Origin of the sequence: Rhodovulum tesquicola, from assembly GCF_024128855.1 — a bacterium.
Taxonomy (GTDB): Bacteria; Pseudomonadota; Alphaproteobacteria; order Rhodobacterales; family Rhodobacteraceae; genus Rhodovulum; species Rhodovulum tesquicola.
On the sequence record NZ_JAMYDV010000006.1, the window covers coordinates 20,945 to 41,485 of the forward strand.

General features: G+C 68.2%; 22 protein-coding genes and 1 riboswitch. Of the genes, 9 read left to right on the forward strand and 13 right to left on the reverse strand.

Annotated elements, in window-relative coordinates; genetic code table 11:
- Window positions 1-64: 64 nt before the first annotated feature.
- The 11 genes from NHN26_RS07280 to miaB all read right to left on the reverse strand — a co-directional run bounded on the left by NHN26_RS07280 (window position 65) and on the right by miaB (window position 11,181).
- Complete coding sequence (locus tag NHN26_RS07280; RefSeq protein WP_253088839.1) at window positions 65-688, reverse strand: (d)CMP kinase; 624 nt, start codon at window positions 686-688, stop codon at window positions 65-67.
- Window positions 685-2,037 carry a 3-phosphoshikimate 1-carboxyvinyltransferase gene (aroA, locus tag NHN26_RS07285; RefSeq protein WP_253088840.1) on the reverse strand — a complete coding sequence of 451 codons (1,353 nt, stop codon included), beginning with the start codon at window positions 2,035-2,037 and terminating at the stop codon, window positions 685-687. The genes NHN26_RS07280 and aroA overlap by 4 nt, the downstream gene beginning before the upstream one ends.
- 149 nt (window positions 2,038-2,186) lie before the next feature.
- Complete coding sequence (gene trmB / locus NHN26_RS07290; protein ID WP_253088841.1) at window positions 2,187-2,909, reverse strand: tRNA (guanine(46)-N(7))-methyltransferase TrmB; 723 nt, start codon at window positions 2,907-2,909, stop codon at window positions 2,187-2,189.
- Between the two features lie 138 nt (window positions 2,910-3,047).
- On the reverse strand, window positions 3,048-4,214 hold the full coding sequence (metK, locus tag NHN26_RS07295; protein WP_132696448.1) for a methionine adenosyltransferase: 1,167 nt from the start codon (window positions 4,212-4,214) through the stop codon (window positions 3,048-3,050).
- 7 nt (window positions 4,215-4,221) lie between these two features.
- Window positions 4,222-4,271: riboswitch (SAM-SAH riboswitch) on the reverse strand.
- A gap of 39 nt (window positions 4,272-4,310) precedes the next feature.
- Window positions 4,311-5,825, reverse strand: coding sequence for an apolipoprotein N-acyltransferase (gene lnt, locus NHN26_RS07300; protein ID WP_253088842.1), 1,515 nt, complete (start codon window positions 5,823-5,825; stop codon window positions 4,311-4,313).
- Window positions 5,826-5,829: 4 nt separating this feature from the next.
- On the reverse strand, window positions 5,830-6,711 hold the full coding sequence (locus tag NHN26_RS07305; protein WP_132696450.1) for a hemolysin family protein: 882 nt from the start codon (window positions 6,709-6,711) through the stop codon (window positions 5,830-5,832).
- Between the two features lie 37 nt (window positions 6,712-6,748).
- On the reverse strand, window positions 6,749-7,249 hold the full coding sequence (gene ybeY, locus NHN26_RS07310) for an rRNA maturation RNase YbeY (RefSeq protein ID WP_253088843.1): 501 nt from the start codon (window positions 7,247-7,249) through the stop codon (window positions 6,749-6,751).
- Window positions 7,250-7,418: 169 nt separating this feature from the next.
- The gene (locus NHN26_RS07315) at window positions 7,419-7,856 is read right to left on the reverse strand and encodes a GFA family protein (RefSeq protein ID WP_253088844.1); all 438 of its coding nucleotides are present in this window, start codon (window positions 7,854-7,856) and stop codon (window positions 7,419-7,421) included.
- A gap of 150 nt (window positions 7,857-8,006) precedes the next feature.
- Entirely contained in the window at window positions 8,007-9,032 is a 1,026-nt protein-coding gene (locus NHN26_RS07320; RefSeq protein ID WP_253088845.1) for a PhoH family protein, read from the reverse strand.
- A 169-nt stretch (window positions 9,033-9,201) separates the two neighbouring features.
- A complete protein-coding gene (locus NHN26_RS07325; RefSeq protein WP_253088846.1) occupies window positions 9,202-9,600 on the reverse strand; it encodes an NUDIX hydrolase in 399 nt (132 codons plus the stop codon).
- 252 nt (window positions 9,601-9,852) lie between these two features.
- Window positions 9,853-11,181 (reverse strand): tRNA (N6-isopentenyl adenosine(37)-C2)-methylthiotransferase MiaB, encoded by a 1,329-nt coding sequence (gene miaB, locus NHN26_RS07330; RefSeq protein ID WP_253088847.1) that lies wholly within the window; start codon window positions 11,179-11,181, stop codon window positions 9,853-9,855.
- A gap of 123 nt (window positions 11,182-11,304) precedes the next feature.
- On the opposite strand from miaB, the gene NHN26_RS07335 reads away from it, so the two are divergent.
- Together NHN26_RS07335 and NHN26_RS07340 are read left to right on the forward strand one after the other, a co-directional pair.
- Window positions 11,305-12,183: a glycosyltransferase family 2 protein gene (locus NHN26_RS07335; protein ID WP_253088848.1), complete on the forward strand. Its 879-nt coding sequence runs from the start codon at window positions 11,305-11,307 to the stop codon at window positions 12,181-12,183.
- A gap of 10 nt (window positions 12,184-12,193) precedes the next feature.
- Window positions 12,194-12,790: a DUF2238 domain-containing protein gene (locus tag NHN26_RS07340; RefSeq protein WP_253088849.1), complete on the forward strand. Its 597-nt coding sequence runs from the start codon at window positions 12,194-12,196 to the stop codon at window positions 12,788-12,790.
- Window positions 12,791-12,793: 3 nt separating this feature from the next.
- Here the strand turns inward: NHN26_RS07340 and irrA are convergent, their stop codons facing one another.
- Window positions 12,794-13,234 carry an iron response transcriptional regulator IrrA gene (gene irrA / locus NHN26_RS07345; RefSeq protein WP_253088850.1) on the reverse strand — a complete coding sequence of 147 codons (441 nt, stop codon included), beginning with the start codon at window positions 13,232-13,234 and terminating at the stop codon, window positions 12,794-12,796.
- 155 nt (window positions 13,235-13,389) lie between these two features.
- Between irrA and fabA the strand changes: the two genes are divergently transcribed.
- The 3 genes from fabA to NHN26_RS07360 are packed head-to-tail and all read left to right on the forward strand — an operon-like array spanning window position 13,390 to window position 15,946.
- Window positions 13,390-13,899: a bifunctional 3-hydroxydecanoyl-ACP dehydratase/trans-2-decenoyl-ACP isomerase gene (fabA, locus tag NHN26_RS07350; protein ID WP_253088851.1), complete on the forward strand. Its 510-nt coding sequence runs from the start codon at window positions 13,390-13,392 to the stop codon at window positions 13,897-13,899.
- 22 nt (window positions 13,900-13,921) lie between these two features.
- Window positions 13,922-15,151, forward strand: a complete 1,230-nt coding sequence (gene fabB, locus NHN26_RS07355) for a beta-ketoacyl-ACP synthase I (RefSeq protein ID WP_253088852.1) — start codon at window positions 13,922-13,924, stop codon at window positions 15,149-15,151.
- A 6-nt stretch (window positions 15,152-15,157) separates the two neighbouring features.
- On the forward strand, window positions 15,158-15,946 hold the full coding sequence (locus NHN26_RS07360; RefSeq protein WP_253088853.1) for an enoyl-ACP reductase FabI: 789 nt from the start codon (window positions 15,158-15,160) through the stop codon (window positions 15,944-15,946).
- A 128-nt stretch (window positions 15,947-16,074) separates the two neighbouring features.
- Here NHN26_RS07360 and gltX read toward each other — a convergent pair whose 3' ends face one another.
- Window positions 16,075-17,394: a glutamate--tRNA ligase gene (gene gltX, locus NHN26_RS07365; RefSeq protein WP_253088854.1), complete on the reverse strand. Its 1,320-nt coding sequence runs from the start codon at window positions 17,392-17,394 to the stop codon at window positions 16,075-16,077.
- Between the two features lie 81 nt (window positions 17,395-17,475).
- On the opposite strand from gltX, the gene NHN26_RS07370 reads away from it, so the two are divergent.
- The 4 genes from NHN26_RS07370 to NHN26_RS07385 all read left to right on the forward strand — a co-directional run bounded on the left by NHN26_RS07370 (window position 17,476) and on the right by NHN26_RS07385 (window position 20,539).
- Window positions 17,476-17,886 carry a metallopeptidase family protein gene (locus NHN26_RS07370; protein WP_253088855.1) on the forward strand — a complete coding sequence of 137 codons (411 nt, stop codon included), beginning with the start codon at window positions 17,476-17,478 and terminating at the stop codon, window positions 17,884-17,886.
- 119 nt (window positions 17,887-18,005) lie between these two features.
- A complete protein-coding gene (locus NHN26_RS07375; RefSeq protein ID WP_253088856.1) occupies window positions 18,006-18,932 on the forward strand; it encodes an MBL fold metallo-hydrolase in 927 nt (308 codons plus the stop codon).
- A gap of 79 nt (window positions 18,933-19,011) precedes the next feature.
- Window positions 19,012-19,986, forward strand: coding sequence for a 1-phosphofructokinase family hexose kinase (locus NHN26_RS07380; protein ID WP_253088857.1), 975 nt, complete (start codon window positions 19,012-19,014; stop codon window positions 19,984-19,986).
- Between the two features lie 103 nt (window positions 19,987-20,089).
- Window positions 20,090-20,539 (forward strand): hypothetical protein, encoded by a 450-nt coding sequence (locus NHN26_RS07385; protein WP_253088858.1) that lies wholly within the window; start codon window positions 20,090-20,092, stop codon window positions 20,537-20,539.
- Window positions 20,540-20,541 lie beyond the last annotated feature (2 nt).

Sequence of the window (20,541 nt, forward strand, 5' to 3'; positions counted from 1 at the left end):
ACGGTTCCGACTGGCCGATGACCAGGGCGATGGCCAGGCGGGATAACGGATGGCATCCCGAGGGCTAGCCGCGCGGCACCGTCGCCAACTGCGCCTCGACACGCGCGATGGCGGCGGCGACCGCCGCCTCGATGCTCAGTTCGGTCGTGTCGATGACCACCGCATCCCCGGCGGGCCGCAAGGGCGCCTCGGCGCGGGCGCTGTCCCGTGCATCGCGTTCGCGCATCTCGGCCAGCACCTCGTCGAAGCCGGTCTCGACCCCGGTCTCGACCAGTTCCCGGTGGCGCCGTCCGGCCCGCACCAGATCGCTCGCGGTCACGAACAGCTTCACCGCCGCATCGGGACAGATCACCGTGCCGATGTCACGCCCGTCCAGCACCGCCCCGCCCTCGCGCCCGGCAAAGCCACGCTGGAACGCCACCAGCGCGGCGCGCACCTCGGGGATCGCGGCAACCCGGCTGGCGGCCTGGGCCACATCGGGGCGGCGCAGGTCGGACCGGCCCAGATCCCCGGCCGACAGGGTCCGCGCCGCCTCCACCGGGTCAAGCCCGTCCAGCATCCGCGCGCCCACCGCCCGATACAAAAGCCCGGTGTCAAGATGGGCGAAGCCGAAATGCGCCGCGACCGCCCGGCTGATCGTGCCCTTGCCGGCGGCGGCCGGCCCGTCGATGGCAACCGTGAACCTCATGCCCCCGCCCGCGTGAAGGCCGCCCCCAGCCCCTCCATAAGCGGTTCGAATACCGGAAACGAGGTGGCGATGGGCCCCACATCGTCGATCGTGACCGGGCGCTGCGCCGCCATGCCTGCGCAAAGGAAGGACATCGCGATCCGGTGATCCAGATGCGTGGCGCAGGTTGCGCCGCCCGGCAACCCGCCCGGCCCCATGCCGGTCACCGCCATCCAGTCCTCGCCCTCCTCGACGGTGGCCCCGCAGGCCCGCAACCCGGCGGCCATCGCCGCGATCCGGTCGCTTTCCTTGACCCGCAATTCCCGGATCCCCGGCATACGCGTCACCCCCTCGGCAAAGGCCGCGACAACCGCCAATACAGGGTATTCGTCGATCATGCTGGGCGCCCGCTCTGCGGGGACCTCGATCCCCTTCATGTCGGGCGAGAACCGCGCGCGCAGATCGGCGACCGGCTCGCCGCCTTCCTCGCGCAGGTTCTCGTAGCTCAGATCGGCGCCCATCTCGATCAGCGTCGTGAACAGCCCGGCCCGTGTCGGGTTCAACCCGATCCCAGGCACGAGGACGTCCGAACCCTCGACGATCAGCGCCGCGCAGACCGGGAAGGCCGCGGAACTGGGATCGCGCGGAACCGCAATCGTCTGAGGCCGCAATTCCGGCTGGCCCGTCAGCACGATGACCCGGCCCTCGCCCGTCTGCTCGACATGCACCGCCGCTCCAAAGCCCGCCAGCATCCGCTCGGTATGGTCCCGCGTCGCCTCCCGCTCGATCACCACCGTCTCGCCCGGCGCGTTCAGCCCCGCCAGCAGCACCGCCGATTTCACCTGCGCGGAGGGCACCGGGACGACATAACGCACCGGCACCGGCTCGGCCGCGCCCACCACCGTCATCGGCAGCCGCCCGCCCGCGCGCCCGTAAGCCGCCGCGCCGAACAGCGCCAGCGGATCGGTCACCCGCCCCATCGGCCGCGCCCGCAACGAGGCATCGCCCGTGAAGGTCGCCGTGACCGGCGAGGTCGCCATCGCCCCCATGATCAGCCGCACGCCGGTGCCGGAATTGCCGCAATCGATCACGTCGGCAGGCTCGGCAAAGCCGCCCACGCCGACCCCGTTCACGACCCATTCGCCCGGCCCCAGATGCGCCACATCGGCCCCGAAGGCCCGCATCGCGCGCGCGGTATCCAGCACGTCCTGCCCTTCCAGCAGCCCCGTGATCCGGGTCTCGCCGACGCTCAGCGCGCCCAGGATCAGCGCACGATGGCTGATCGACTTGTCACCCGGCACCTCGGCCACACCGCTCAGCGGGCCGGCCCGGCGGGCACTCATCGGGATCGGGTCGCCATGGGCGGACATGCTGGGGCTCCTCGTGGCGGATCGCGCCCGGCCGGATTAGCGAAAGCGGCGCGGCCCGTCCAGAAGCCCCGCGCGCGGCCTGTGCTTCTTCTTGGTCAAAATACCCAATTCCGACGCCCGCCTCCCGGCGCAACGCCGCGGGCAGCGCCTCAACGGCGGCGGAAGGTCAGGTAATGCGGCACCCGCCCCTCGCGCAGCGCCTTCTGCTCGTAGCGCGTGGACAACCAGTCGTCCCAGGGCTGGCGCCAGTCACCCGGCCCCTCGGCCAGCCAGTCGAACCCGGCCTTCGGCACCTCGGTCAGGGTCTGGCGGACGTAATCGGGAATGTCGGTCGCCACCCGCAACTCCGCACCCGGCCGCATCACCCGCGCCAGCGGCTCCAGGAAATCCGGCGTCACGAAACGGCGGCGATGGTGACGCTTCTTGGGCCATGGATCGGGATAAAGCAGGAAGGCGCGCGCGATGCTGGCCCCCGGCAGCACGTCGAACAGGTCGCGCACATCGCCCGGATGGACAGCGACATTGTCCACCCCCGCCGCACGGATCTTGCCCAGCAGCATCGCCACGCCATTGATGAAGGGCTCGCAGCCGATGATGCCCACCCCCGGGTTCCGCCCGGCCTGGTGAACCATGTGCTCGCCCCCGCCAAAGCCGATCTCCAGCCAGACCTCGCGCCCGCCGAACAGCGATGCCAGGTCCAGCGGGTGCCGCTCGGGGTTGACGTCCCAGCCGACCGGACCGGGCGACAGCGCGAAAAGATCGGAATCGAGATAGTCCCGGTGCCGCTCGCGCAGGGTCTTGCCATGCCGGCGGCCATAGAAATTGCGCCATTCCCGGCGCGGCATATCAGTTTCGGAAGGCGGCTCGCTCATGCGCCGCGCCCTAATCCGCGGGGCCCCGCGCGTCAAGGGCGCCGTCCCCGCCGGAACGCGAAGGGGGCGCGCGCCGCAAGGCGCGCGCCCCCCCGGGCGACGGGCGCAAGCCCGGCGCAATCCCTGGAATAGCGGCCCTCAGACCGCGGCCTTCAGTTCTGCCGCCAGATCGACCCGCTCCCAACTGAACCCGCCATCGGCCTCGGGCGCGCGCCCGAAATGGCCATAGGCCGCGGTGCGGGCATAGATCGGCCGGTTCAGCACCAGATGCTCGCGGATGCCACGCGGGGTCAGGTCCATCACCTGCGCCACCGCCCGCTCGATCACCTCGTCGGGCACCTCGCCGGTGCCATAGGTGTCGATATAGATCGAGAGCGGCTTGGCCACGCCGATCGCGTAGGACAGTTGCAGGCAGCATTTCTTCGCCAGCCCCGCCGCGACCACGTTCTTGGCCAGGTAGCGCGCCGCATAGGCCGCCGAGCGGTCCACCTTGGTCGGATCCTTGCCCGAGAAGGCGCCGCCGCCATGGGGCGCCGCGCCGCCATAGGTATCGACGATGATCTTGCGCCCGGTCAGGCCCGCGTCCCCGTCCGGCCCGCCGATCACGAAGGTGCCCGTGGGGTTCACATGCCACTCGGTCTTGTCGTGGATCCAGCCCTCGGGCAGCACCTCGCGGATATAGGGTTCCACGATCTGGCGGATGTCGTCCGAGGTCTGGCTCTCGCATTCGTGCTGGGTCGACAGCACGATCGAATCGACCGCCACCGGCTTGCCGCCCTCGTAACGCACGGTCAGCTGCGACTTGGCGTCGGGGCGCAGGGTCGGCTCGGCGCCGGATTTCCGCACCTCGGCCAGGCGGCGCAGGATCGCGTGCGAATACTGGATCGGCGCGGGCATCAGTTCGGGCGTCTCGTCGGTCGCGTAGCCGAACATGATGCCCTGGTCTCCCGCCCCGTCGCGGTCGACGCCCTGGGCGATATGGGCCGACTGCTCGTGCAGGAAGTTCAGCACATGGCAGGTGTTCCAGTGGAACTTCTCCTGCTCGTAGCCGATGTCGCGGATGCAGTCGCGCGCGATCTCGCCGATACGGCCCATGTAGTTCCTGAGGCGCTCGCGGTCCGAAAGCCCCACCTCGCCGCCGATCACCACCATGCCGGTCGTGGCGAAGGTTTCGCAGGCGACGCGGGCGTTCGCCTCCTCTGCGAGGAAGGCGTCGAGAACGGCATCGGAAATCCGGTCGCAGACCTTGTCGGGATGCCCCTCCGAAACGGATTCGGAGGTGAAAAGGTAGTTCTGGCGGCTCATCTGGAAGTGCTCCGTTGGGACAATCTCCGCCACGCCAGGAAGCCGTTGTGGCGGTCCGAGGTTCCGCTTACGCCGCGGCCCTGGCGGAATCAATGGCTATTTCCGGCGCCGGGTCAGCACAAGGGCCGCAAGCGCGGCCACCAGCACCAGCAGAACCGGCCAGTCGCCGGCGCGGATATAGGGCGTGGGCGGCAGCGCGGGGGGCAGCGGGGCGGTCACCTGGCCCGCGCTGTTCAGGGGCAGGCTGTGGGTGATCCGCCCGCGCGCGTCGATCACAGCCGAGACCCCGGTATTGGCCGCGCGCAGCAGCGGCAGCCCCTGCTCGACCGCGCGCAGGCGGGCAAGGGCCAGGTGCTGATAGGGGCCGGTCCAGTCGCCGAACCACGCGTCATTGGTCAACTGGGCGATCCAGCGCGGCCGGACCGGCACGCGCAGATCCTGCGGAAACACCGCCTCGTAGCAGATCAGCGGCAGCGCGGCGCCAAGCCGCGGCCCCAGACCCAGCACGACCGGCCCCGGCCCCGCGGCATAGCCCCAGACATCCTGCGCCGCGAGGCCGCGGATGCCGAACCGGCCCAGCACCTCGCCGAAGGGGATGTATTCGCCGAAGGGGACCAGGTGGTGCTTGTCATAGACATGGCTCACCCCGCCGCCGGGTCGGATCACCGCAAGGCTGTTGAAGACCTCCGGCCCCTCGCTGCGCTGGATGCCCAGCATGACCGGCACGCCGTCAGACACTTCGGCGATCAGCGCAAGCGCCCCGCCCGCCTGTTCCAGCATCCAGGGCACCGCGGTTTCGGGCCAGAGGATCAGGTCGGGCGGCGGGTCCGAGGGGGCGGCGGTCAGGTCAAGCAGCCGCTCCCAGAACAGGCGCTGCATGTCGGGCCGCCATTTCAGGTGTTGCGCCGCATTGGGCTGGACCAGGCGGATCTGCGGCGGGTCCGGATCGGCCGGGATCGGCGCGTCGAGCCGCAGCGCGCCCCAGACCCCCGCCCCCGTGACCATCAGCGCCGCCAGAACCGCGCCCGCCGACCGGCCGGGGCCAAGGGGCAGCAAGAGCGGCAGCGCCACAACCAGCGTGGTGAACAGCGTCAGCCCGTATTGGCCGACTAGCGCGGCCAATTGCATCTGCGGCGCGCCGATCCAGACATGCCCCGGCAGCGCCCAGGGAAAGCCGGTCAGGACATATCCGCGCGCCAGTTCCATCGCCGCCAGCCCCAGCGCGAAGCCCAGCGCCCGGCGGCGCGCCCCCTGCCCGGCCCAGCCCGCGAAGGCCCCCGCCGCGCCCCAGAACAGCGCCAGCCCCCCCGCCATGCCGATCATCGCGAAGGGGGCCATCCAGCCATGGGCGCGAAGGTCGATCAGGAAGGGTTCGACGATCCACGAGAGCGCCAGCGCGAAATGCCCCACGCCCCCGGCCCAGGCGACCAGCGCCGCCTGTCGCGGCCTCGGCGCGCGGGCCACCAGCCAGGTCAGCCCGGCCAGAGCAACCAGCGCGACAGGCCAAAGCCCGAAGGGCGCCTGGCCCAGCGCGGCGACCAGCCCCAGCCCGAGGGCGGCGACCGGCGCGCGGCGCAGCGCCTCGACGATCCGGGGACGGGTCGCGGACATTCCCTCAGCCGGTGCCCGCCAGCGGCAGCCGCACCCGCAGCCGCTTGATCCGGCGCGGGTCGGCGTCGACCACCTCGAACTCTGCCCCGCTTTCATGCCGGATCACCTCGCCGCGCGTGGGCACCCGGCCGATCAGCATGAAGACCAGCCCGCCCAGCGTGTCGACTTCTTCCTCGTCCCCGCCCTCGACCAGCCTCAGGCCGACCTCGGCCTCGAACTCGTCCAGCGGCGCACGCGCCTGGGCCAGATAGACGCCCGGCTTTTCGACCGTCCACAGCGCGGCCTCTTCGGTGTCGTGCTCGTCCTCGATCTCGCCCACGACCTGTTCGATCAGATCCTCGATCGTCACCAGCCCGTCGACCCCGCCATACTCGTCGATCACCAGCGCCATGTGCATGCGCTGGGTCTGCATCTTCTGCATAAGCACCCCGATCGGCATCGAGGGCGGGGCGTATAGCAGCGGCCGGATCATGTCCTTCAGCGCGAAATCCGTGCCCTTGCCGTTGAAGCCGTAGCGCAGGGCGAAATCCTTGAGATGGATCATCCCCACCGGCGAATCGAGCGTGCCGTCATAGACCGGCAGCCGGGTCATCCCCGTCTCGCGGAACACCCGCACCAGATCGTCGCGTGAAATGTCCAGCGGCACCGCCTCGATCTCGGCCTTGGGGATGGCCACATCCTCGACCCGCAGGCGGCTGAGATTGCCGATGCCCAACGGCACCTGCGGCCGCGCCGCGGTGCCGTTCCCTCCCTGTTCGTCCGAATCATCCCCGGCGGCTGGCCTGATCGCTGCCACAAGCCGGCCCAGAATGCCCCGGCTTTCCAGATTGTCGGTCTCCAGCGCGCCTTGCGCAGCGCTAGACGACCCGTCCGTCTCGTCGCCCATCAATCCTTACCGAAATTCGCGGGCTCTCGGCCCGCCCTCAGCCATATGGGTCAGCCACCCCGAGTTTTGCAAGTATTTCCACCTCAAGCCCCTCCATCAGGGCGGCATCTTGCGGACGGATGTGGTCATACCCCAACAGATGCAGGCATCCATGGATCACCAGATGCGTGACATGATCGTCAAACGGGATCCCCTGCGCCTGGGCTTCCCGCGCGCAGGTCTCGTAGGCGATGGCGATATCGCCCAGTTCGGCCTGCATGCCGTCCGGGGGCTGTTCCGGGCCCTGGGGCGTGCCGCCATCCGCCTCAGCCGCCAGATCCTCGGCGGGCCAGGACAGCACGTTGGTAGGTGAGGGCTTGCCGCGGAACTCGGCGTTCAGGGCGGCGATGCGGGCGTCGTCGCAGGCCAGCAGGCTGATCTCGCAAGCGTCCGGTTCCAGCCCCAGATGGGCCAGCGCGGCGGCGCAGGCGGTCTCGGCCAGGGGGGCCAGGCCCGCCGCTTCCCAGCGCGGGTCCTCGAAGAGAATCTCGACACTCATGCGCAGGGGTCTAGCGGGACGGGCGGCGCAGGCAAGACCCCACCGCCGCGGCAAGGTGGGGCCCGCAGGACCGGAGCATCCTGCGGACCCGGGTTCCGCGCCCGGTGCGGGGGCTGGCGGCCCATGGTCGGCAAGGGGCCGCGCGGAACCATCTCTCTGGCGCGGGCGGTCAGGATCCCGCGGGCCAGGTGAATTCCGGACGCAAGCCTTCGTAGACAGGACGGCCGTCATTCGGCTTGGGCACGCCCGTCTTGGGATCGTAGAAGGCGTGATAGCTCGCCTCAAGACCGCGGGACTGATAGCCCATTAGGTTCGGCACGATCACCCGGATGCGGTGCTGCTTGTCGTCCAGCATGACCGGCGCACCGCAGGTCTTGCAGGTGCACAGTTCCAGCGGGCCGTCCGGATTCTCGCTGTTGAAGGGCTGGCGGTTCATGTTGTGCTCGTTCGCGGCATGCAGGTCGTCATGCTTGAAGAACACCACATGGGTCGTCGGCTGGCCGGTCACGCGCTTGCACACCGAACAGTGACAGGTGTGGTTGTCGATCGGGTCATGGTCGGCCCAGGTGCGCACATGCTCGCACCCGCCGACATATTTGTGAGACATCTTTTCCTCCCTCCCTCGGACGGCAAGGCCGCCCGCTGTCCCGGGCTGGTCCCACCCGGGATGGAAAAAGGATAGCTCCCGAATCGCGGGCCGGTCGATCTAGACTTCCGTCTGCGGTGGTTGCCCGAGCCGAATCGGCCGAGGCGGCGGCTACCGCCCCTCGCCCCGCTCGTGGTCCGCGTCATAGGCCTCGATGATCCGCGCGACCAGCGGGTGACGGACCACGTCCTTGGCGGTGAAATAGCTGAACGAGATATTGGGGATGCCCTGCAACAACCGTTCCGCATCGGCCAGACCGCTGGCCACCCCGCGCGGCAGGTCGACCTGGCTGCGGTCGCCGGTGATGACCATGCGCGAGCCTTCGCCCAGACGGGTCAGGAACATCTTCATCTGCATCGTGGTCGCGTTCTGCGCCTCGTCCAGCACCACGAAGGCATTGGCCAGAGTGCGCCCGCGCATGAAGGCGAGCGGCGCGATCTCGATGCGCTTTTCCTCGATCAGCTTGGCGGTCTGCTTGCCCGGCAGGAAATCGTTCAGCGCGTCGTAAAGCGGCTGCATGTAGGGATCGACCTTTTCCTTCATGTCGCCGGGCAGGAAGCCCAGCCGCTCGCCCGCCTCGACGGCGGGACGGCTCAGCACGATGCGGTCGACATGGCCGCCGATGAACATGTTCACCGCGACCGCGACGGCCAGATAGGTCTTGCCGGTGCCCGCAGGGCCGATGCCGAAGCACAGCTCGTTCTCGTAAAGCGCGCGGACATAGGCCTTCTGCGCCTCGGTGCGCGGTTCGATCAGCTTGCGGCGGGTGTGGATCTCGACCCGGCCGCGCTGGAACATCTCGAGCTGGTCGCCCGGCTGCGCGGCCGTCCCGTCGGCGGAATCGCCCAGCCGGATCGCCCCGTCGATATCGCCCGCATCCACGGCCTTGCCCGTCTCGAGCCGCGCGTAAAGCTGGCGCAGCACCTGGGCGGCCTGCCCGCGCGGGCCGCCCTCGCCGACCACGGCCAGGCGGTTGCCGCGGCGCAGGATATGGACGCCGAGCTTGTGCTCGATCTGGGCAAGGTTGCGGTCGAACTCGCCGCAAAGGTCGATCAGAAGGCGGTTGTCGGGAAACTCGACGAGCGTCTGATGCGCGTCGTCCGTATCCGTCGGGGGGGTCAGGGCGCTTATTCCCAATGACGTCTCCGTTGGCTGAAGGCCGCGAAAATATGGTGCCAACCGCCCGCCCAAACCGCAAGCGATAGCTGCGTCATTCGGCCCGATTGATGTAAAATTTGCATTAAAGGGCGGGTCGGTCGCCCGGAAAACGGCGGCGGGCGGGATCGTCCGGCGCCGAAAGCCGGGATCAGGAGGCCCTTTTCAGCGCCTTGATCTCGGGCCGTTTCAGCGGCTTGTCGGCCAGCCCCAGCAGAAGCGCGGCCAGATCGGGTTCGTCCACGCGGCGCGCGGCGGCGCTGACCTTGAACCAGCGCCGCGTCCGCTGGCTGCGTTCCTTCCAGTCGCGCTTGAGCTGCTCGACCAGCATCGGGAAGACCTCGACCCGGCAGGGCAGCGCGCTGCCATTGTCCAGGATCTTGTCATAGCGATACCGTCCGATCGGCTCGGTGCCGACATGGCCGATGGCGCCGGCCTCTTCCAGCGCCTCGATCTCGGCCGTGCGCCAGGGCTTGCTGACATCCATGCGCCAGCCCTTGGGCATGACCCAGCGCCCGGTCCCGCGCGAGGTCACCATGAGAACGCGCACCCTGCCCTTCGAATCCCAGCGAAGGGGCAAGGCGGCGATCTGCGCGCCTGTCGCGGTTGTGGCCTCGTCTTTCATATCCGGCCTGCTCGGCGGGCATGGGCTGCCCGTTCGGTCTGGTTGCGCAGAGACGTCATGTAAGTGCCCCTGCGACATTTTCACAGGAGTCGATAATATTCGGTTGATCCTGACAACATAAATCGCCCGGCGACCGGTCTTTTCCGGCCTCAAGCGTCATCCGCGCGCAGGAAACGCTCAGCCGATGGTCAACCGCCCGGCCAGCGAGTTCGGCGCGGCGGCAAGAATCTCGACCGGCGCGATCCGGCCCAGCCAGTCCGCGCCCGCCTCGACATGCACGGCCTGCAGATGGTCGGACTTGCCCACGACCTGCCCCGGCATGCGGCCCGGCTTTTCGAACAGCACGCCGACAACGCGCCCCACCATGGCCTGTTGCGCCGCCTGCTGCTGGGCGTCCAGCAGCGCCTGCAACCGGGCCAGCCGGTCGGATTTCACGTCCTCGGGCACCTGCCCCTCGCGCTCGGCGGCGGGCGTGCCGGGACGGGGCGAATACTTGAAGGAATAGCACTGGCCATAGCCGACCTCGCGCACCAGAGCCATTGTGGCCTCGAAATCGGCTTCGGTCTCGCCGGGAAAGCCCACGATGAAATCGCCCGAGATGAGGATATCGGGCCGGGCGGCGCGGATGCGCGCGATCAGCGCAAGGTATTGTTCGGCCGTGTGCTTGCGGTTCATCGCCTTGAGGATGCGGTCCGACCCCGACTGCACCGGCAGATGCAGATAGGGCATCAGTTCGGGACAATCGCCATGGGCGGCGATCAGGTCGTCCTCCATGTCGTTGGGGTGCGAGGTTGTATAGCGGAGCCGCTCCAGCCCCTCGATCCGCGCCAGTTCCCGGATCAGGCGGGCAAGCCCCCAGTCGCCATCGGGGCCAGCCCCGTGATAGGCGTTGACGTTCTGGCCCAAGAGCGTGATCTCGCGCACGCCGCGCGCCACCAGGTCGCGCGCCTCGTCCAGCACCCGCGCAACGGGGCGCGACACCTCGGCGCCGCGGGTATATGGCACGACGCAGAAGGCGCAGAACTTGTCGCAGCCCTCCTGCACGGTCAGGAAGGCGGTCGGGCCGCGGCTCGCCTTGGGCCGCCCGCCCAGCCGGTCGAACTTGTCCTCCTCGGGGAAGTCGGTATCGAGCGCCTTCTCGCCCCGGCGGGCGCGCGCCTCCATCTCGGGCAGGCGGTGATAGCTTTGCGGGCCCACCACCAGATCGACCAGCGGCTGGCGGCGCAGGATCTCGGCGCCCTCGGCCTGCGCGACGCAGCCCGCCACGCCGATCTTCAGCTCGGGGTTCGCGGCCTTCAGCCCCTTCAGCCGACCGAGTTCGGAATAGACCTTCTCGGCGGCCTTTTCGCGGATATGGCAGGTGTTCAGCAGGATCATGTCCGCCGCTTCGGCCGTGTCGGTCACGACATAGCCCGCGGCACCCAGCGCCTCGGCCATCCGCTCGCTGTCATAGACGTTCATCTGACAGCCATAGGTCTTGATGAAAAGCTTTCTGGGCGTGGTCATGGCGCGTTCCCGACGGTCTGACGGGCGTCCTACACGAAAGCACCCCCCTCCCGCAACGCTTGCATGGGCGGCGGGTTTGTCGGAACGTGACGCGCAACCTCAAGAGGCGGCAGGAACCGGCCCATGGCGGCAGAGCGGTATCAGGGTCTGGACGATTTCCTGAAACGCGGGCGCGCGGCGCTGGCGCAGGGTCCCGTGGCCCTGATCTTCGTCGAGGACGAGGCCGAGGTCGAAAGCACGATCCGCCACCATGCGCGGCTGGGCTTTCGCGCGCTGGTGCTGTTCGCCCCGGACGAGCTCGCGCTTGCCCCCGAAGCCGCCGCGCTGGTGCATCGCGTGCGCCATGCCCCCTGGGACGACGGCGCGGTGCCCGCCGCGGTCAACCGGGTGATCGCCGCCGCGCCGGGGGTCTGGCTTTACTACTGCTACAACGCCGAATACCTGTTCTACCCGTTCTGCGAGACGCGGAGCGTGAGCGAGATGCTGGCCTTCCATGCCGAGGAACGCCGCGACGCGATGCTGACCTATGTGATCGACCTCTATGCCGGCGATCTGGGCCAGTATCCCGATGCCGTTTCGCGCGAAACCGCGATGCTGGACCAGTCGGGCTATTACGCGCTGGCCCGGCCCGACCCCGCGAACCACGGCCACCCCAAGGAACGTCAGCTCGACTTCTTTGGCGGGCTCAGGTGGCGCTTCGAGGAGCATGTGCCAGAGGCCCGGCGCCGGATCGACCGGATCGCCCTGTTCCGGGCGAAACGCGGGCTGCACCTGCTGGAGGGGCATGTCTTCGACGACGAGGAATACAACACCTATGCCTGCCCCTGGCATCACAACCTGACCGCCGCGATCTGTTCGTTCCGCGCGGCCAAGGCGCTGAAGACCAATGCGGGCTCGACCTTCGACATCCCCGATTTCCGCTGGCAGGGCTCGGTGCCCTTCGCGTGGAATTCGCAGCAACTGATGGATCTGGGGCTGATGGAGCCCGGGCAATGGTTCTGAGGAGCACCATATGAGGATCGAACGCCGGGAATGGGCCGTGTTCTGGTTCACCATGGCCTATGTCGCGGGCTTCACGATCTGGTTCTTCTCGCGCGGGAATTACGAGTTCATCTGGTATGTTCTGACCATGATGGGCATGATCGCGCTGGCCGCGCTGGGCCTGCGCAAGGCGGAATTCCCGGCCGCGCTGCTCTGGGCGCTCAGCCTCTGGGGGCTGGCCCATATGGCGGGCGGTGGCGTGCCGGTCGGTGACAGCGTCCTTTACAACTGGATGATCTGGCATGTCGGCGGCGAGGGCGAGCTTGCCATCCTGAAATACGATCAGGCGGTGCATGCCTATGGCTTCGGCGTGACGGCCTGGATGCTGTGGCACCTGATGGTGCGCCACTACCCGGCCACCGAGGGCAGCTGGACCGCGCTGACCTATCCGGCCTTCGGTGCGATGGGGCTGGGGGCGCTGAACGAAATCATCGAGTTCATCGCGGTGCTGGGTATCCCCGACACCAATGTCGGCGGCTATTACAATACCGGGCTTGATCTTGTCTTCAACGCCACGGGCGCGATCATCGCCGTTGTGACGATCGCGCTGGTCCGTGGCTTGCGGTAGGCGTCAGATCCGGCGCAGCCGGATCACCACGTCCACCTTCGAGATTTCGGAGCCGGGAGGCGCTTCGGGCAGGCGCGAAATCTCGATCGAGCCATGCGGGGCATCGCTCAGCCGACCCTCGTCTTCCCAGAAGAAATGCGGATGGTCGTCGACGCGGGTGTCGAAATAGCTTTTCGTGCCGTCGACCATGACTTCCTGCATCAGGCCAGCCTCGCAGAAGGCCCGAAGCGTGTTGTAGACGGTCGCCAGCGACACCCTTTCGCCGGTCCCGCAAGAGGCCGCGTAAAGGGTTTCGGCCGTCACATGCCGATCCTTCCCGTCGCCGATCAGCAGGGCGGCAAGACTGACGCGCTGGCGCGTGGGACGCAGACCGGCCTTGGACAGCCAGCGGCTGCTGCGCTCGATCGCGTCCGGATGGGTGGGATTGTCGTTCAACTGTGCCATACCGCAGTATATGGTCCTGCCCAGTCGAGAATTCAAATGATTCCGGATTGCAGCGGCGCTTTGGCGCGGCATATGCGCACTATTGCCACTCGCCGAGGGCCGGTGCTACAGGGGGCGAACCGCGAAATTCGCCTTACGCAGGGGGCTGCGCCCGCATGACCGACTACCCCACAAGCTTCGACCGGGACGATCTGCTGAAATGCGCGCGGGGGGAACTGTTCGGCCCCGGCAACGCGCAACTGCCCGAACCGCCGATGCTGATGATGGACCGGATCACCGGGATCAGCGCCGATGGCGGCGCCCATGGCAAGGGCCATGTCGTGGCCGAATTCGACATCCACCCCGACCTGTGGTTCTTCGCCTGCCACTTCCCCGGCAACCCGATCATGCCCGGATGCCTGGGCCTTGACGGGCTGTGGCAGCTGACCGGCTTCAACCTGGGCTGGCGCGGCTGGCCGGGGCGCGGCTATGCGCTGGGGGTGGGCGAGGTGAAACTGACCGGAATGGTCCGGCCCGACCGCAAGATGCTGACCTATTTCGTGGATTTCACCAAGGCCGTGCAGACCCGCCGCCTGACCATGGGTGTGGCCGATGGCCGGGTCGAAGCGGACGGCGAAACGATCTATCATGTCAAGGACATGAAGGTCGCCCTTTCGGAAAGCTGAGTCGCGAAAGAAGGAGAGCGCCATGCGCCGCGTCGTCATCACGGGGCTGGGTATCGTCTCGCCCATCGGGAACAATGCCGCAGAGGTCGAGGCCAGCCTCCGCGCCGGCCGGTCCGGCATAAGGTTCGAGCCGGTCTATGCCGAGAACGGATTCCGCAGCCAGGTCGCGGGGATCCCGCAGATCGACCTGGAGGCCGCCATCGACAAGCGCCACCTGCGCTTCATGGGGTCGGGCGCCGCCTACAACTTCCTCGCCATGGAACAGGCCATCGCCGATTCCGGGCTGGAGGATGGCGATGTCTCGAACGAGCGGACGGGGCTGATCATGGGCTCGGGCGGGCCGTCCACCTCGAACTTCTTCACCGCGCACCAGATCGTCAAGGAAAAGGGCAGCCCGAAACGGATGGGCCCCTTCATGGTGACGCGCTGCATGTCGTCGACGAACTCGGCCTGCCTCGCGACGCCGTTCAGGATCAAGGGCGTGAACTATTCGATCACGTCCGCCTGTTCGACATCCGCGCATTGCATCGGCAACGGCACCGAACTGATCCAGATGGGCAAGCAGGACATCGTCTTTGCCGGTGGCGGCGAGGAGGTGGACTGGACGCTGTCCTGCCTGTTCGACGCGATGAACGCGATGTCGTCGAAATACAACGACACGCCCGAAACCGCCTCGCGCCCCTTCGACGCCACGCGCGATGGCTTCGTGATCGCGGGCGGCGGCGGGGTCGTCGTGCTGGAAGAGTTGGAGCACGCCCTGGCCCGCGGCGCGAAGATCTATGCCGAGGTCACGGGTTACGGCGCCACCTCGGACGGCTATGACATGGTGGCACCGTCCGGCGAAGGCGGCGAGCGGTCGATGCGGCTGGCGCTGTCCACGCTGCCCGAAGGCCGCAAGGTCGATTACATCAACGCCCATGGCACCTCGACGGTGGCGGGCGACGTGACCGAGGTGAAGGCGGTGCGCGCCGTTTTCGGCGAGGATGCGATGCCCCCCATCGCCTCGACCAAGTCGCTGACCGGCCACTCGCTGGGGGCGACGGGCGTGCATGAGGCGATCTATTCGTTGATCATGATGGACAAGGGCTTCATCGCGGCCTCGGCCAATATCACAGAACTGGACCCGGAAATCCGCGAAGGCGAGATCGTGACCGAGTTGCGCGAGGGGGTGGAGATCGACAGCGTTTTGTCCAACAGCTTCGGCTTTGGCGGGACGAACGCCACCCTTGTCATGTCCAGATATCGTGGATGACGGCCAATGCCTGACCTACTGAAGGGAAAACGCGGCCTCGTGATGGGCGTCGCGAATGACCGTTCGATCGCTTGGGGTATCGCCAAGGCGATGGCCGACGAGGGCGCGGAACTGGCCTTTACCCATCAGGGCGAGGCGTTCGGCAAGCGGTTGCAGCCGCTGGCGGAAAGCGTGGGTTCGTCCTTCATGGTCGATGTCGACGTGACCGACGATGCCTCGCTGGAGCACGCCTTTCAACGGCTGGCGGCCGAATGGGGCAGGCTGGATTTCGTGGTCCACGCCATCGCCTATTCCGACAAGACCGAGCTGACCGGGCGCTTCATCAACACCACGCGCGAGAACTTCAAGAATTCTCTTGCGATTTCATGCTATTCGCTGATCGACGTGGCGCGGCGCGCGCAGCCCTTGATGCCGAATGGCGGCACGATCCTGACGCTGACCTACCAGGGCTCGAACCGGGTCACGCCGTTCTACAACGTGATGGGGGTGGCGAAGGCGGCTTTGGAATCGGCGGTTCGGTATCTGGCTTCGGATCTGGGGGCGGAGGGGATCCGGGTGAATGCGATCAGCCCGGGGCCGATGAAGACGCTGGCGGGGGCGGCGATCGCGGGGGGGCGCAAGACCTATCGGCATACCGAGATGAATGCGCCGCTCGGGGCCAATGCGACGCTGGAATGTATTGGCGGAACAGCGGTTTACCTGGCTTCGGATTTCGGGGCCTGCACCACGGGCGAGATCATCACCGTGGATGGCGGCTATCACGTCCTGGGCATGCCGCGCTTCGAGAATATCTGAGGCGGCGCCCGGAAACGGCCCGGATCCGAAATCGGAATTCGATCTGAATTCCATCGGACTTTCATCGGACTTTTGTCGGACTTCGTTCGAACAGGGCCGGGGCGGGGGCCGGGACGCGGCCCGCCGCCTCAGCCCGGTTTCTTCTGCAACAGCGGCATCAGGTCGGCCATTTCGGGGCCGCTGCTGCGGCCCGTGACGGCCTTGCGCAGCGGCAGGAAGAGGCCCCTGCCCTTGCGGCCGGTCTTGTCCTTGACCGCGGCGGTCCAGCTGGCCCAGGTCGTCGCGTCATAGGGCGGCTGCCCCAGCAGCGACAATGCCTCGGCCACGAAATCGCGGTCCTCGTCTTCCACCTGCGGCGCGGCGCCGTCGCGGCAGAGGGTCCACCATTCGGCGATCCCGGCGCGGGTCTCGATGTTTTCGCGGATCACCGACCAGAAACCGTCGGCCAGCGCCTCCGGCACGCCCAGCGCCGCAAGCTCGTCCTGCATCGCGGCAAGCGGCAGACCGTGCAGGTGGCGCGCGGTCAGCGGAAACAGGTCGGCCGCGTTGAAGCTGGTCGGCGCGGCGCCGAACTGGCCGAGATCGAAGCCCGCGGCCAGTTCCTCGATGCTGCCCGCAAGGTCCACGGGCTGCGAGGAGCCGAGCCGGGCCATCAGCGATAGGAGCGCCATGGGTTCCACGCCCTGCGCGCGCAGGTCGCGCAGCGACAGGGTGCCGAGGCGTTTCGACAACGCCTCGCCCTGCGCGCCGGTCAGCAGCGAATGATGGGCAAAGTCGGGGGCGGTGCCGCCCAGAGCCTGGATGATCTGGATCTGGGTGGCGGTATTGGTCACATGGTCCGAGCCGCGCACGATATGGGTGACGCCCATTTCGATATCGTCGACCACCGAGGCCAGCGTATAGAGCACCTGCCCGTCACCGCGGATCAGCACCGGGTCGGACACGCTGGCCGCGTCGATGGAAATCTCGCCGAGGATGCCATCGGTCCAGTCGATCCGCGTCTGGTTCAGCAGAAAGCGCCAGTGGCCGGGGCGTTCGGCGCGCAGCCGGGCCTTGTCCTCGTCCGTGAGCGCAAGTGCTGCACGGTCATAGACGGGCGGCTTGCCCATGTTCAGGAGTTTCTTGCGCTTGAGATCCAGTTCGGTCGGCGTCTCGAAACATTCGTAGAAGCGGCCCGCCGCGCGCAACTGATCGGCCGCCGCATGATAGCGGTCGAGCCGGGCGGATTGGCGTTCCAGCCGGTCCCAGCTGAGGCCCAGCCAGTCGAGATCCTCCATGATCCCGTCGGCATATTCCTGGGTCGAGCGTTCGGCATCGGTGTCGTCGAGGCGCAGGATGAACTGCCCGCCGGTCTTGCGCGCGATCAGATAGTTGAACAGCGCCGTGCGCAGGTTGCCCACATGCAGGAAACCGGTGGGCGAAGGGGCAAAGCGGGTGACGGTGGTCATGGGTATTCTCCTGGGACGCCGTCGCTCTTTCACAGAAGCGGGCTTTTGTCCATATCAGGGCCAGCGAGAGAGGACCGCCCGATGACCGAGCTGCGCGTGCTGACCACCCCGCCGAGCCTGGACGAGATCGCCGCGCTGGCCCATGAGGCGCGCGAGGCCCTGCCCGAACCGTTTCGCGGCCCCGCGCTGGCGGTGGCGATCCGGGTCGAGGATTTCGCCCCCGAGGATATCCTGGCCGAGATGGAGATCGAGGATCCGTTCGAGTTGACGGGCCTCTATGACGGGATCCCGCTGACCGAGAAATCGGTGATGGACCAGCCCGACCGGCCCGACACGATCTGGCTGTTCCGCCGGCCGATCCTGGACGAATGGGTGGAGCGCGAGGATGTGGACCTGCCCGCGCTGGTCGCGCATGTGCTGGTGCATGAATTCGCGCATCATTTCGGCTGGTCGGATGACGATATCGCCGCGATCGACCGCTGGTGGGAGTGAGCGCACAGGCCCTGTGCGGCGCGCGGGCGGGCGGGGATGCGCCTCTCGCGGGGTGTTGACGTGGCAAATGGCGGCGATCCGGCTATCCTGTGGACGGGAAAGTCCAGGGAGAGGATGCCATGACCGAGACGAGATTGAGCCGCCGTCAGGCGCTAATGGCGGGGGCGGCGCTGCCGCTGGCCGCCGCGACCGCCGGAACCGCGCGCGCCGCAGCGCCGATGCTGGGTGCGGCCATGCCGCAATTCCACCGCTTCACGCTGGGCGGGTTCGAGGTCACGACGCTGCTGGTGGGGACGCGGACGGTCGAGGATCCGCAGACGATCTTCGGCATGAATGCCAGCCCCGAGGAGTTCGCCGAGGTCTCGGCCGCCAACCGGATCCCGATCGACAAGGCGCAGTTCTTCTTTACCCCCACGGTGGTCAATACCGGGTCCGAACTGGTGCTGTTCGATACCGGGCTGAATCCCGAGGGGATCACCGGCGTTCTGGCGGCGGCGGGCTATGCGGCCGATCAGGTCGACAAGGTGGTGATCACCCACATGCATGGCGATCATATCGGCGGGCTGTCGGGCGCGGCGGGCGAGACCTTTGGCAATGCGGCCTATTATACCGGCCAGGTCGAGTTCGACGCCTGGGAGATGTCGGGCGACGAGACTTTCGAGGCCAAGGTGCGGCCGCTGGCCGAGAAGATGACATTCCTGGACGATGGCGGGGCGGTTGCCTCGGGTGTGACGGCGATGGCGGCCTTCGGGCATACGCCGGGGCACATGGCCTACATGCTGGAAAGCGGCGGGCGGCAACTGGTGATCGCGGCGGATTTCGCCAATCACTATGTCTGGTCGCTGGGCTATCCCGACTGGGAGGTGCGGTTCGACCGCGACAAGGAAGCGGCGGCGGCGACGCGGCGGCGGATGCTGGGGATGATGGCGGCGGATGGCGTGCCGTTCATCGGCTATCACATGCCCTTCCCCGGCTTCGGTTTCGTCGAGGCGCGCGGCGAGGGGTTCCGCTATGTGCCCGCAAGTTACCAGATGATGCTGGGCTGACCGGCGCGGAAACGGGCTTGGCGGCGGCGGGCGGGGGTGGCACTCTCGCCCCCGACTTGCCAACGGGGAGCCGTGCCCGATGCCGGAAATCCTGACCGTCACGCTGAACCCGACCGTGGATCTGTCGACCTCGGTCGATCATGTCGCGCCGGGCGAAAAGCTGCGCTGCGCGCCGCCGGTCACCGATCCGGGCGGGGGCGGGATCAACGTGGCCCGCGCGATCCGGCTGCTGGGCGGCGAAAGCCGGGCGCTGGTGGCGCTGGGCGGGCATAATGGCGACAAGCTGCGCTGCCTGCTGGAGGGCGAGGGGATCCGGCTGATCCCGTTGCAGGCGCCGGGCGAGACGCGGCTGAGTCTTGCGGTGATGGAGGAGGCGACGGGGCGGCAGTTCCGCTTCGTGCTGCCGGGGCCGGAATGGAACGCGGCGGGGCTGAAGGCGGTGCTGGCGGCGATCACGACGGCGGTGCCGGAGGGCGGGCATGTGGTGCTGTCGGGCAGCGTGCCGGACGGGTTGCCGGACGACATCGCGGGATGCATCGGGGCGAAGCTGGCGGCGCGGGACGCGCGGCTGATCGTGGACACGTCGGGGCCGGCGCTGGCGCGGCTGGCCGAGGGGGCGGCGGTGCCGCCCTACCTGCTGCGGATGGATCAGGGCGAGGCGCGGGTGCTGTCGGGGCTGACGCTGGACAGCCCTGCCGAGAGTGCGGAATTCGCGGCCGGGCTGGTGGCGCGGGGCGTCGCGTCCGTGGTGGTGGTCGGGCATGGCGCGGACGGGTCGGTGCTGGCCGCCGAGGGGGTGCGGCTGCATGCGGTGACGCCGCCGGTGCCGGTCCGCTCCAAGGTGGGGGCGGGCGACAGTTTCCTGGGCGCCTTTGCCCTGTCGCTGAGCCGGGACGAGGATCTAGCGACCGCGCTGCGCTTGGGCGTGGCGGCGGCAAGTGCGGCGGTGATGACCGATGCGACGGGGCTGTGCACCCGCGAGGATACCGAGGCGCTGTTCGCGCGCTGCACGGTGACCGGGATTGCCGGGGACAGGCGGCCCCCTGCCGGATGAGTGGGGACTTGCCCTTTTAACCCTGTTTGGCGACGCCCATTGACCTTTGCCTATGCCGGAAGGCGGTTTGAGGAAGCCTTCTCACCTGTGGGGAGCGGCAGTCATGGCCGGTTCCGAATTCGACGACCCGATCGAAGTCTGGCTTGCGGCCGCGGGCGATCCCGTGCCGCTGGCCGATCTGTTGTCGGGCGATGCGCCCTTGTCGCGGCGCGCGCGCGACGCGCTGGCCGCGTGGCTGACCGGGGCGTTCGACGCGGAGCCCGGCCCGGAGGATGACGCCCCCGCGGCCCCGCTGACGCCCGCGCGCATCAAGCTGACACAGGCCGCGGCAGAGGTTCTGCGGGTGACCGACTGGGCCGAGGCGCGCGGGATCGAGATCGACCGCGAAAGCCTGTCGCGCGAGGTCGCGGCGGCGGGCGAGGTTGCGCCCGAACTGCTGAACGCCATGGTCCGACGGATGCGCCGGGACGGTCGGCAGGACGCCCGGATGATCGAGGCGCGGGCCTATCGGCAATGGCGGGCCCGCAACCGCCCGCACGGGCCGGGTCGCTGACC